We start from the raw sequence: 12308 nt of genomic DNA on the forward strand, positions 1-12308 counted from the left end.
GCGAACCGCGGTCAGTGGTACTGAAACAGTCGACCATCGCTATGGCCTGCGCCACAAAGACGAGAAGGCGCACAGAGCCATAGCTCAGACCTATGTCTGCAGGTCGCAGCAAGTCACCACAGCCAGGGCACCGTCATCTGGGAGAATTCGTCAGATGCAGGCACCCGGGATGGACATACGCAGCGCGCAGTATCTCGTCGCCGTCGTCGACCACGGCAGCGTCACTGCGGCCGCGGACGTCCTGCGTATCTCGCAACCGTCACTGTCGCAGGCCGTACGCAACCTCGAACGAGCACTCGGAGCCACACTCTTCGAGCGCACCACTCGCGGTTTGACTCCCACCACAGTCGGACTGGCGGTCACCGAGTCTGCCCGTGCGTTGCTGTCCGACGTTGCCCGGGCCGAAGCCGCGGTGGCTGCGGTAACCACCTTGCGTGCCGGGGAACTCGCCCTAGCTGTCCAGTCCGATCTGGCCATCGACCCGGTGGCCGAGGTCGCCGGACGCCTCCATCTGACGGCACCCGGAATTCGGTTCTCCACGAACGCCGCCGCGAACGCACAGGACGTGCGAGCACTGGTCAGAGCAGGCGCGTGTGAACTCGGGTTTCTCGAAGCCCACCCGGGTGCCGGTGTCTCCGACGGGCTTCGAGAAATCTCCGTGAGTACCCAGGAAACGGTCTTGTCTGTCCCCGTTCACCTGGCCACAGAACTACCCGACCCGGTTCCACGCGCTGTGGTTGCGGGCCTGCCGATGGTGGTCGAGGCCTCTGCAGCCAGGCGCGGGCATTCGGTCGACGACGACCTGGAACTCACCAACATCGTGGTGGAAGTACCTGATCGCCTTGCCGTCCGGGAGATGGTCGGCCAAGGCGTAGGCGCCGCACTGCTTCCCAGATCGATCGCCGAACAAGACTCCCCGGCAGCTGAGGTTCGCTCGCTGTTCCCACCGATCACCCGGCAGACGATCTTGGTCTACCGCGACGGCCCGCTCTCGCCGGCCGGGTCCGCGTACATCGAGAAACTCTCGACATTTCACAAGCCTTCGACGAACAACTTGCCTAACGGGGAGAGCGTCTCCGGATCGAATTCGACGCCGTAATTCAGCGAGATCGCCGGCTCCACCGGAAATATCTCCGCGCCGGACGCGACCGATCTCTCGGCCAGCGAACGCTCCATGAACGCCATACCCAAACCCGCAAAGACGAACGCGCCGACGGTCTCCCGCTGCGCCAGCTCCGTCGACATTCGAGTCCTGGCACCGGCAGCCTGCAGGGACGACTCGATGGCGAGCCGCGCCCGCGAGTGTTTGAGCACGCCCACCACCGGAAGATCGGGCAGTTCCGTCAATGACACCGGCTCTCCTGCAGCGGGTTTCATGCCATTGGGCCACACATCCGGGTGTACCCCCGACGGCACTGCCAGCCAGTACTCGTTCACCCCGATCACTTTTGTCGACAGCGCCGACATGTCCGGGGGCCAATAGCTGAAGACCACCTCGCACGCGCCGTCTGCCAGGACCTGTTCGGTTGTCGCACCCTGCGGTAGTTCACCGACACGTACGGTGACACCAGGCCACTGCTCACGAAAGTTCGCCACGATGCGTGCGATCGGGCCTTCGAGACCATGTGCCGCGGAAAAGATGTCGAGCCGCCCACGCGGCTCGTCGGCCGTACCGATCGCGACATTGAACGCGGCCGCACTACTGCGCATCATCTGCCTGGCCGGCCCTACCAACGCCCGACCTGCTGCCGTCAGAACCAAACCGCGACCGACACGGTGGAACAGTTCGACTCCGAGTTCGCGCTCGAGACCACGAATCCCCTGCGACAGCGACGGCTTGGTGACCGACAGATTCTGCGCTGCCGTCGACAGAGACTCCCCACCGGCAACGGCGAGGAAGTACTCGATCTGACGTAGGTCCACGCCGTCGACTTTGCCATAAACGCAGCCAGGTATACCGGTAGCAAGCACTGCAGGGTGTTCATGCACCCTTCATTAATCGGACATTCAGGACACACCTTCTTCTACCCGGCGCCACCTACCGTAATTGGTCCAGACCAATTACGGATAGGTCTGAACCACCGCGTCGAAGACAAGGAATCCCCGTGAGACGTACGACCATCGCGATAGCAGCCGTGACCGCGGCTCTCGCCGTTCCCGGCATCGCCCCCGCCGAACCCCAAGCCGAACCCGGCTGGGGCAGTTCGTCCTTCGAATGGGGCAGCTCTTCGGGTGAGAACAACACGCCGCCCGCAGCGCCCGGCGTCAGTGTCCCCGGCGGACGGTACGAGCACCCCGTCGACCTGACCTTCACCGCCGAGCGCGGCGCCACCGTCCGCTACACCTTGGACGGAACGACACCCACCACCGACAGCCAAGCTGCCACTCCGGGACATCCGTTGCAGATCGCACAGGACACCAACGTCACTGTCGCCGCTTTCCGCGGCGATCACGCGAGCGCGGCCGTCTCGTTCGGCTACCTGATCAAGACCTCGGAAAAGCCGCTGGCTCAGGTCGTCGTGATGTCCGACGTCCACGTCGGCGATCACGCGAACAACGACAAGAAGTACGAAAGCTTCTTCGACACAATCGGTTCCATCTTCCCGAAACCAGACGCAATCCTGTCCAACGGCGATATGATCAACGACAACGGAGACGGCAAGGGCCCCGATCACAAGATCGTCGCAGAGATCTTCCAGGCAAACCTCGCCAGGAAGGGTATGAACGACACCCAACTGCTGATCTCCAACGGCAACCACGATGCAAGTCTCGCGGCGATCAGAGCGGGATACCCGACAGAGTGGTTCCCGGATTCCGGTGGCGGATACTACGAATCCGACGTCAACGGTGTCCATCTCTTCACAGTGAACACCGAGACATACAACAATGATTCAGCACAACGCAATTGGCTGAAGTCCCGCCTGACCGAAATCACCTCGGACTCGGCGAACCTGACCAAACCGATTCTCGTACAGGGCCACCGACCTGCCAGCAACACGGCCATGGACGGCCAGCAAGCGTCGAATCCACGACTGACAGAGGACTTGAGCGCCTTCCCACAGGCAATCTTCTTCTCCGGACACTCGCATCTGAACAACAACGACGATCGGTCGATCCATCAGCGTGACTTCACGTCGGTCAACGACGGTTCGATGTCGTACATCGAAATCGATCACGGCTATCAGATGGTGACCGAATCCGGTCTCGCCAACCGATTCGAATCTCCCACGGCCCAAGCACTCTTCGTCGAGGTCTACCAAGACCGCACGGAGATCAACCGCATCAACATGGCGGCAGACAAGCACGACATCTACGCCGGCGGCGCGTGGTCGGCGAGTTGGCAGCCGCCGTACTCGAGCGCCGGCACTCTGAGCGGTTCGGGGTGGACGGTCAAGCTCGACGGTTCGACCAACCAGCAGATCAAGGACAACTTCCGCTACATCCAGGGTGCACGGAACACGCACGCACCGGAATTCACCACGACCACCCCGCTCTCGGTGACGACCGGCGAAAACGGTGCGACCGCATTGAGGATCGCGCAGGCCAAGGACGATCAGATGGTGCACCACTACGCCGTCGAGGTCACGGACACGGCCACCGGAGCGAAGGTGGTCTCGTCGAAGGTGCTCTCCGACTTCTACTTCATGCCGCGGCCGAACAGCCTCGACATTCCGATTCCCGATGCAGCAGCGGGCACCGCGTACGAAGCTCGTGTCGAAGCCGTTGACGCATACGGCAATCGGTCACCAGTGACAACCTTGGCATTCAAGCGCTGACGTTACCCGTTGACTTCACCCGCTGATCCGACACGACGAAGCGGCACCGCAAAAGTTTCGCGGTGCCGCTTCTCGGTTCAGTTGTAAGTACGCAGCAGACCCTTGCTGATGATCTGCTTCTGGATGTCGCTGGTGCCTTCACCGATCAGAAGGAACGGCGCCTCGCGCATCAACCGCTCGATCTCGTATTCCTTGGAGTAGCCGTACCCACCGTGGATACGGAAGCTGTCCTGCGTGACCTCCGAGCAGAATTCACTCGCCAGGTACTTCGCCATGCCTGCGGCGACGTCGTTGCGCTCACCCGAGTCCTTGAGCCTGGCAGCGTTGACCATCATCAGATGGGCCGCTTCGACTTTGGTGCCCATCTCGGCGATCCGGAACGCGATGGCCTGATGCTCGGCGATCGGCTTGCCGAAAGTCTCGCGTTGCTTGGCGTAGGTGACCGCCAGTTCGAAAGCGCGCTGGGCGATTCCGCAAGCGCGAGCAGCGACGTTGACCCGGCCGATCTCGACGCCGTCCATCATGTGCCGAAATCCCAAACCGGGGGTGCCACCGAGAACCTCTTCGGCTGCGATCTCGAAACCGTCGAAGATCATCTCCGTGGTGTCGATTCCCTTGTAGCCCATCTTCTCGAGCTTGCCCGGAATGGTCAGGCCCGGGAGTACCTCACCGAAACCTGCGGGCTTCTCGATCAATATCGTCGTCAGATTGTTGTGCGGCTTCTCCGCGCCCTCGTCCGTCTTGACCAGGACTGCAACCAGCGTCGACGAACCACCGTTGGTCAGCCACATCTTCTGGCCGTTGACGACGTAGTCGCCCGATTCGGTGCGCCGCGCCCTGGTGGTGATCGCAGCAACGTCCGAACCCAATGCAGGTTCGGACATGGAGAATGCGCCGGTGAGCTCTCCGGACGCCAGACGCGGCAGGTACTTCGCCTTCTGTTCCGGCGTCCCGTGCGCGGAAATCATGTGAGCCACGATGAAATGCGTGTTGATGACACCGGACACGCTCATCCATCCGCGGGCCAACTCTTCGACGCACAGCGCATAGGTAAGCAGTGATTCGCCGATTCCCCCGTACTCGGGGTCGATGGTCAGTCCGAACAGACCCATGTCCTTCATCTGCTTGACGATGTCGGTCGGATACGTATCCGAGTGTTCGAGTTCCTGCGCCGCGGGGATGACGACGCGATCGACGAACTCTCGTACGGCCCCGACGATGTCGGTCTGGGTTTCGGTCAATCCCGCCGTCTGCGCCAAACGAGTCACTGTTCCACCTGTCAGTCGGTACTTCGCACTCTCCTGTCGACGAAACAGATTCGACTACAGGAACTTTCAACCAGCGGCGAGCCGTGCTCAGCAGAGGTCGTGCGTCCATTCAATCCTTGAACGGTATATGTGTCAAAGTCGATTTCGCATACGAACCGTATGGCGGAAACTATGTCCGAACAGGTCGTTCCCACTGTTGACAATCCCGCCGCGCGTGCTGGATATTCGAGTGGCCAGGTCGCGGTGGCCCTTCGATCGGTCCCTTCACGCGACGCATTCCCCACCTCTCCTCGAGACAGGCGCATTCCATGCACGACGCAGTCATCTGTGAACCCGTTCGCACCCCGGTAGGCGGATTCGGCGGAGTATTCAAGGACGTTCCCGTCACCACTCTCGCCGGCACTGTTGTGCGTGGCCTCGTCGAACGAACCGGCATTGCGTCCACAGATGTCGACGACGTCATCTTCGGTCAGGGTTACGCCAACGGAGAGGCTGCGGCCATCGGGCGAATCGCGGCACTCGACGCCGGTCTCGACGTGTCCGTTCCCGGAATACAACTCGATCGCCGTTGCGGTTCAGGTTTGCAAGCGATCATATACGCCGCGATGCAAGTACAGACCGGGATGAGCGAACTGGTCATCGCCGGCGGCGCCGAGAGCATGAGCGGAACCGAGTTCTACTCCACCGACATGCGTTGGGGCACAAAGCGCCCTTCCGTCGAGTTCCACGACCGACTGGCCAAACCGCGCACGAACTCCGGCGGAGTCAACTTCCCGGTCGAGGGCGGGATGATCGAGACCGCCGAGAACTTGCGTCGGGAGTACTCGATCACTCGCGACGAGCAGGACCGTTACGCGGTCCGATCACACGAGCGGGCAGTTCATGCCCAGGACAGCGGGTATTTCGACGACGAGACCATTCCCGTTTCGGTGCCCGGACGCCGTGGTGAGCAGACGGTGGTCACTCGCGACGAGCATCCGCGCCGAGGGATTCAGTTGGCCGATCTCGCTGCACTGCGCCCCATTCGAGGTCGCGTCGATCCCGAAGCCACGGTCACCGCCGGTAATGCGTGCGGCCAGAACGACGCCGGCGCAGCCGCGATCGTCACTACAGTTGCCAACGCCGAACGGCTGGGCCTGCGACCATTCGCGAAACTGGTCAGCTGGGGTGTGGCCGGTGTGGAGCCGAACCGGATGGGCATCGGCCCGGTTCCTGCCGTGGCGAAGGCACTCTCCCGTGTCGACCTGTCACTCGACGACATCGACCTCATCGAAGTCAACGAGGCCTTCGCGGCCCAGGTTCTCGCGTGCGCCAAGGCCTGGGGATTGAGCGCCCAGGACATCGAGGAACGGTTCAACGTCAACGGTTCCGGCATCTCGCTCGGACATCCTGTCGGCGCTACCGGTGGGCGGATCCTTGCAAATCTGCTGCGCGAACTCGACCGGCGCCAGGGACGGTACGGGATCGAGACCATGTGCATCGGCGGCGGACAAGGGATTGCAGCGGTGTTCGAGAACCTTCGACGCTAGGGAGCGTCAACCGATCGATCCGTCTTGTCGGAGATTCGTGATCTGATCGTCGGTCCGCCCCAACTCGGCCAGCAGAGAATCCGTCTGCTGGCCGAGAGCTGGAACATCACCCATGCGCATTTCGACATCCGAGTACGTCATCGGAGGCAACACGGCATCGATCGGACCGTGTTCGGTGCCCACGGACCGCCACCTGGCACGCTTCTCCAGCTGCGGATGTTCCAGCAGACCGGCCATGTCGTTGAGTGCCGCAGCCGGAACACCAGCGGCGGCCAGGCGTTGATCCAGATCTGCCGTCGAGTACAGACGAGTCAGAGAACCCACCAATTCGTCTACCTCACCACGGTTTTCGACGCGCACGATATTGGTGCGGTACCGCGGATGATCGACCAGATCCTCGCGCTCGAACACGTCCACCATCAGTGCCCGCCATCCACGATCGTTCTGGACGCCGATCAGGATCTCGCCGTCGGCAGTCGGATACGAATCGTAGGGAACGATGGCCGCGTGGCCGAGACCGACGCGCGGAATCTGCTTGTCCGCATACATTTTCATGTACATCGGATGACCCAGCCACTCGACGGTCGAATCGAACATCGAGACCTCGACGAGCGCTCCCTTGCCCGTTCGCTCTCTACGGAGCAGGGCGCTCAGAATCGAAGTCAGCGCGTACATTCCTGCCGCGATGTCCGAAACCGGGATGCCGGTCTTGGTGGCCGTTTCCGGCGTGCCTGTCACGGAGATCATTCCGGTCTCGGCTTGGACCAACATGTCGTAGGCCTTGCGCTCGCGCCGTGGGCCGGCGCTGCCGTAGCCGGACATGTCGATCACGATGAGCCGTGGGAATTTCTCGCGCAGTTCTTCCGCGCCGAACCCCAGTCTCGCGGCAGCGTCAGGAGCCAGGTTCTGCAGGAACACGTCGGCTCGCGCGACAAGGTCGAGAACGATCTGCCGGCCGGATTCCGATTTCACGTCGACGGCGATGGATTCCTTGGAACGGTTGAGCCACACGAAGTGTGATGCCTGACCGTGAACCGCTTGGTCGTAGTGACGCGCAAAGTCACCCTCGCCAACGCGTTCTATCTTGATCACCCGCGCACCCATGTCCGCGAGATGTCGGGTGGCGAGCGGTGCCGCCACCGCCTGTTCGAGTGCAACTACGGTGATTCCGTCGAGCGGAAGGTCCGAGTTCGGCTGTCCCATGTCAGTAGTCACCCCAGAAGTTTTACACCCAGAAGTTTTGCACTCTGAATTCTTGCACTCGAACAGGACCGTTTCAGATGTGGCGGCCGCCGGTGATCTCGAGAACCGTACCCGTCATGTAGCTCGAGAGGTCGCTCGCGAGGAACAGCACAACCGAAGCAACTTCCGAAGGCTCGGCTGCGCGCCCCATCGGAATCTCGGCCAGCTTCTCGTTCCAGATCCGTTCGGGCATCGCCTCGGTCATTGCCGTGCGGACCAGTCCGGGCTGAACGGCGTTGACGCGAACGTTCTTGAACGCGACCTCTTTTGCCGCGGCCTTCGTCAGACCGACGATGCCGGCCTTGGCGGCGGAGTAGTTGGTCTGCCCGAGCATGCCGACCTTGCCGGAGATCGACGAGATGTTCACGATCGCGCCGGTTTCGCGCTCACGCATGCGGGCGGCGGCAGCGCGTGTCCCGTTCCACGCTCCCTTGAGGTGAACGGCGATCACGTCGTCGAAGTCCTGCTCGGTCATCTTCCGCATCGTGGCATCGCGAGTCATGCCGGCGTTGTTGACCATGACATCGACTGGGCCGAAAGCGCTTTCAGCCAGATCGAGCATTGCCTCGACCTGTCCCGAGTCCCGAACGTCGCAGGAAGCGAAACGGGCGACCGACTCTCCGCCGAGTTCGGCGACCGCAGCCGTTCCCACGCCTTCGTTGATGTCGCCGATGACGACGGTCGCGCCTTCCTTGATGAAGGTGCGCGCAATTTCGAGCCCGATCCCCTGTGCTCCGCCCGTCACCACTGCGACCTTGCCGTCCAACAATCCCATGTCCACTCCGTTCGTGAGGTTAAAGCTCGTCAGGTAAAAAGGTGTCAGCGCTGGTTTTGCTTTTTCGCTTGTGCCACGAGCCCACCGCCGAGAATCAGTCGCTGGATCTCGCTGGTTCCCTCGTACAGGCGCAACAGGCGAACTTCACGGTAGATGCGTTCGACCGGCACACCGCGCATGTACCCGTTGCCGCCGTGGATCTGCACGGCGAGATCCGCGACCTTGCCCACCATCTCGGTGCAGAAAAGCTTTGCCGCCGAGGGGCCGAGACGTCGATCCTCACCGCTGACGTACCGCGCGGCTACCTCGCGCACCATCGCACGCCCGGCCATGACACCTGCCTGCTGGTCGGCCAGCATCGCTTGAACCAGTTGGAAGTCGCCGATAGCGGTACCGCCCTGTTCCGTGACCACGGAGAACGCGACAGATTCGTCGAGCGCTCGCTGTGCTGCTCCCACCGAGAGCGCCGCGATATGGACTCGTCCGCGTGCGAGAGACGTCATCGCAGCGCGGTATCCGGTGTCCTGGTCGCCACCGACGAGGGCCGACTCGGGAACCCGGACGTTGTCGAAGGTGACCTCGGAGGTCCAAGCACCTTCCTGACCCATCTTCTTGTCCTTGGGACCGACCGTGACGCCCGGCGTGTCGGCCGGAACCAGGAACACTGCGATTCCCGGGCCATCGGAGTCCGCCGGGCGGGTGCGTGCGAACACCACGAACAGCTGCGCCAGTGGAGCATTGGTGATGAACCGCTTGTTACCGTCGATGACCCAGTCGGATCCGTCCAGAACTGCCTTGGTCCGAAGGCCGGCCGGGTTGGAGCCCGCGCCCGGTTCGGTCAGAGCGAACGAAGCCACGACGTCACCGGAGGCGATGCGCTCGAGCCACTGAGCCTTCTGCTCGTCGGTACCGAAGCCGACCAATACCTGCCCGGCAATTCCGTTGTTGGTACCGAACATCGAGCGCAGCGCCAGGGACGTGTAGCCGAATTCCATTGCCAATTCGACGTCTTGGGTGAGGTCGAGTCCGAGCCCACCCCATTCCTGAGGGATCGCGTAGCCGAAGAGCCCGATGGCTGCGGCTTTCTTGCGTATGTCCTCAGGAATGGCGTCGGTGTCGGCTATCTCCTGCTCACGCGGAACGACTTCCTTTCGGATGAACTCCCGCGCAGTCGCCAAGATATCTGCGAAGTCATCTGCATCGACCTGCATTCTCACCACTCACCTTGCTGTTTCCGAAGTCCATGCCGTCCTCCGAAGTCAATACCGTGAGGCAATCGGAGTCAAAGACCTGAAAACGAACCGAAGGTAAGGCAGAACCTATAGCAAGTCTCAGACGGTGCGCAGTTCCCGCTTCAGTAGCTTGCCGCTCTGATTGCGCGGGAGTTCGGCCACGAAACGGACGTGCTTGGGCACCTTGAACGGAGCGATCCGTTCCTTGACGTGGGCAATCAACGCCTCGGGCGTCAACTCGTCGTTGCCGTCCTTGAGCACGACGATCGCCGTGACGGCCTCGATCCACTTCTCGTCGGGCGTACCGATCACTGCAACTTCCGCCACGGCAGGGTGCGTGTAGACCGCATCTTCGACCTCGCGCGACGCCACCAGGATGCCGCCGGTGTTGATGACGTCCTTGATCCGGTCGACGACCGTGATGAAACCTTCTTCGTCCCGCACGACCAGATCGCCCGAATGGAACCAGCCGTCACGGAAGGCCTCGGCGGTGGCTTCCGGGTTCTCCCAGTAGCCGTTGCACAGCTGCGGCGAGCGGTAGAGAACCTCACCGGACTCACCGTCGGCGACGTCGTTTCCGTCGGCGTCGACCACGCGGGTTTCGACGAAGAACACCGCGCGACCGCAGGAAGACGGACGATCGGCATGCTCGCTGGGCTGGAGAACTGTTGCCAGTGGGCCGATTTCGGACTGGCCGAAGCAGTTGTAGAAGCCGATGTCCGGGTAACGCTCACGCAGGCGATTGAGCACGGTGACCGGCATGATCGAGGCGCCGTACTGCGCCTTCTTCAGCGAGGACAGATCGCGGGTCTCGAGGTCAGGATGGTTGGCCAGCGGTACCCACACGGTCGGAGCCAGGAACAGCGATCCGATCTTTTCGGCTTCGACACGGCGCAGGATCTCCGGGATGTCCGGCGCCTGCATCAGACTGACCGTTGCGCCCACGGACAGGTACGGCAGCATGAAGACGTGCATGCCCGCGGAGTGGTACATCGGCATGCAGATCAACGGGTTGTCACTCTTGTCGAGCCCCAGCGCGATCACCGAGGACACGTACTCGTGAACCAGCGCACCGTGAGACATCATGGCGCCCTTGGGCTTCGAGGTGGTACCCGAGGTGTAGAGCAGCTGCGCCAGATCCGTCGACGTCGCACGCGGCTCGAAGACCGGCACCTCGCCTGCGTCACCGATCGTGACGACCGACAGTTCCGCGTCCCGCAGTGCGATCACGTGGTCGAGATCGAGGTCGGAGCGTACCGAGTCGAGCGTCGGCGCCAATGCCGGATCCACCAACACCGCGCGGGCGCCCGACTGCGCCACGAGGTACCGGAGTTCCTCCCCCTTCAGTGCGTAATTGACCGGAACATGCACCAAACCTGCTCGCGCACAAGCAAGGAATCCGATTGCATAGGCATCGGAGTTGGTTCCGTATGCCGCGACGCGGTCGCCGTGTTCGAGACCCAGACCGAGCAGATAGGCCGCGACCCGGGTGACCGCGTCGTCGAGTTCGCGGTACGTGCGGGTGCGATCCTCGAAGACGACGGCTACGCGGTCGGGGTACTTGGCTGCCGAGCGCCGAAGCACTCCGTCGACGGTGTTGGTGCGTGGATCCAGGCTCATGCGCCTCAGGTTATAGGACGTCCAACTAAACCGGAAGAGCGATCGTTACTTATTGCGCCATTCGGGCTTTCGCTTGTCCACGAAGGCTTGCATACCTTCTTGAGCGTCGCAGGTCACGGCGTTGATTGCCATTGTTTCCGCCATCGCCTCGTACGCCTGCGCTTGCGGCAGATCGATCTGGTGATAGAACGCCTGCTTGCCGATCTTCACCGTCAAGGGGCTGGCCGTCGTGATCTTGGCGGCCAGTTCGCGCACCTCCCGGTCAAGGTCTTCGGGCGGGACGACAAAGTTCACCAGACCCCAGTCCGCAGCGGTCTCGGCGTCGATCGTCTGACCGGTCAGCAACATCTGCATCGACCGCTTGCGCCCTACCGCCCTGCTCAGAGCGACCATCGGCGTCGAGCAGAACAGTCCGATCTTGACGCCGGGAGTACCGAAAACAGCGTTCGACGCTGCAACGACCAGATCACACGACGCGGCCAACTGGCAGCCCGCCGCGATAGCCGGGCCCTGGACTGCGGCAATCACCGGCTGCGGAATCCGCTGCACGGTCTCCATCATCTCGGTACAGCCGTCGAAGATCGCCCGCTCGTCCTCGAGGGTTCTCCCGATCATCTCCGTCAGATCGTGGCCCGCGGAGAACACCGGGCCTTCGGCGCGCACGACGACAACCCGTACGCGCTCGTCCGCAGCCAACTCGAGAAGGGCAGCCGTCACCTCGCGCATGGTCTCCGCCGAGAGCGGATTGCGGCGCGCCGGCCGATCGAGCGTCAGGAAACCGAGTCCCACCGATTCCTCGACGGAAATCTTCACTGCAGTGTTTTCTACCTGTGTCTGCGACATGTGTTCTCTCTACCAATCGAATC

Annotated in this window: 10 protein-coding genes; 3 read left to right on the forward strand and 7 right to left on the reverse strand. The window is 62.3% G+C overall.

All coding sequences use genetic code 11. The features are described from left to right. Positions 1–154 precede the first annotated feature (154 nt). Positions 155–1099, forward strand: coding sequence for a LysR family transcriptional regulator (locus tag ACFT1A_RS10215; RefSeq protein WP_378446879.1), 945 nt, complete (start codon positions 155–157; stop codon positions 1097–1099). On the opposite strand, the gene ACFT1A_RS10220 is transcribed toward ACFT1A_RS10215, so the two are convergent. After that, positions 1033–1923, reverse strand: coding sequence for a LysR substrate-binding domain-containing protein (locus tag ACFT1A_RS10220; RefSeq protein WP_378446880.1), 891 nt, complete (start codon positions 1921–1923; stop codon positions 1033–1035). The genes ACFT1A_RS10215 and ACFT1A_RS10220 overlap by 67 nt on opposite strands. A 182-nt stretch (positions 1924–2105) precedes the next feature. Here ACFT1A_RS10220 and ACFT1A_RS10225 point away from each other — a divergent pair, with 182 nt between their 5' ends. Then, positions 2106–3776, forward strand: a complete 1671-nt coding sequence (locus ACFT1A_RS10225; RefSeq protein ID WP_378446881.1) for a chitobiase/beta-hexosaminidase C-terminal domain-containing protein — start codon at positions 2106–2108, stop codon at positions 3774–3776. Positions 3777–3853: 77 nt separating this feature from the next. On the opposite strand, the gene ACFT1A_RS10230 is transcribed toward ACFT1A_RS10225, so the two are convergent. Then, the gene (locus ACFT1A_RS10230; RefSeq protein ID WP_378446882.1) at positions 3854–5044 is read right to left on the reverse strand and encodes an acyl-CoA dehydrogenase family protein; all 1191 of its coding nucleotides are present in this window, start codon (positions 5042–5044) and stop codon (positions 3854–3856) included. A 308-nt stretch (positions 5045–5352) separates the two neighbouring features. Here ACFT1A_RS10230 and ACFT1A_RS10235 point away from each other — a divergent pair, with 308 nt between their 5' ends. Continuing rightward, a complete protein-coding gene (locus tag ACFT1A_RS10235; RefSeq protein WP_378446883.1) occupies positions 5353–6573 on the forward strand; it encodes an acetyl-CoA C-acetyltransferase in 1221 nt (406 codons plus the stop codon). A 6-nt stretch (positions 6574–6579) separates the two neighbouring features. On the opposite strand, the gene ACFT1A_RS10240 is transcribed toward ACFT1A_RS10235, so the two are convergent. The 5 genes from ACFT1A_RS10240 to ACFT1A_RS10260 all read right to left on the reverse strand — a co-directional run bounded on the left by ACFT1A_RS10240 (position 6580) and on the right by ACFT1A_RS10260 (position 12285). Then, entirely contained in the window at positions 6580–7776 is a 1197-nt protein-coding gene (locus ACFT1A_RS10240) for a CaiB/BaiF CoA transferase family protein (protein WP_378446972.1), read from the reverse strand. A 73-nt stretch (positions 7777–7849) separates the two neighbouring features. Then, positions 7850–8590, reverse strand: a complete 741-nt coding sequence (gene fabG, locus ACFT1A_RS10245; protein WP_214880049.1) for a 3-oxoacyl-ACP reductase FabG — start codon at positions 8588–8590, stop codon at positions 7850–7852. A gap of 44 nt (positions 8591–8634) precedes the next feature. Next, positions 8635–9801, reverse strand: coding sequence for an acyl-CoA dehydrogenase family protein (locus tag ACFT1A_RS10250; RefSeq protein ID WP_007729538.1), 1167 nt, complete (start codon positions 9799–9801; stop codon positions 8635–8637). Between the two features lie 120 nt (positions 9802–9921). After that, a complete protein-coding gene (locus ACFT1A_RS10255) occupies positions 9922–11442 on the reverse strand; it encodes an acyl-CoA synthetase (protein WP_378446884.1) in 1521 nt (506 codons plus the stop codon). Between the two features lie 45 nt (positions 11443–11487). Then, positions 11488–12285 carry an enoyl-CoA hydratase gene (locus tag ACFT1A_RS10260; RefSeq protein ID WP_378446885.1) on the reverse strand — a complete coding sequence of 266 codons (798 nt, stop codon included), beginning with the start codon at positions 12283–12285 and terminating at the stop codon, positions 11488–11490. Positions 12286–12308 lie beyond the last annotated feature (23 nt).

The organism is Rhodococcus sp. NPDC057135, from assembly GCF_042670865.1.
Classification (GTDB): Bacteria; Actinomycetota; Actinomycetes; order Mycobacteriales; family Mycobacteriaceae; genus Rhodococcus_F.

Coding starts and splice junctions, on each gene's coding strand:
- ACFT1A_RS10215 (WP_378446879.1), top strand. CDS start 155: ATGCAGGCACCCGGGATGGACATACGCAGCGCGCAGTATCTCGTCGCC.
- ACFT1A_RS10235 (WP_378446883.1), top strand. CDS start 5,353: ATGCACGACGCAGTCATCTGTGAACCCGTTCGCACCCCGGTAGGCGGA.
- ACFT1A_RS10240 (WP_378446972.1), bottom strand. CDS start 7,776: ATGGGACAGCCGAACTCGGACCTTCCGCTCGACGGAATCACCGTAGTT.
- fabG (WP_214880049.1), bottom strand. CDS start 8,590: ATGGGATTGTTGGACGGCAAGGTCGCAGTGGTGACGGGCGGAGCACAG.
- ACFT1A_RS10250 (WP_007729538.1), bottom strand. CDS start 9,801: ATGCAGGTCGATGCAGATGACTTCGCAGATATCTTGGCGACTGCGCGG.
- ACFT1A_RS10255 (WP_378446884.1), bottom strand. CDS start 11,442: ATGAGCCTGGATCCACGCACCAACACCGTCGACGGAGTGCTTCGGCGC.
- ACFT1A_RS10260 (WP_378446885.1), bottom strand. CDS start 12,285: ATGTCGCAGACACAGGTAGAAAACACTGCAGTGAAGATTTCCGTCGAG.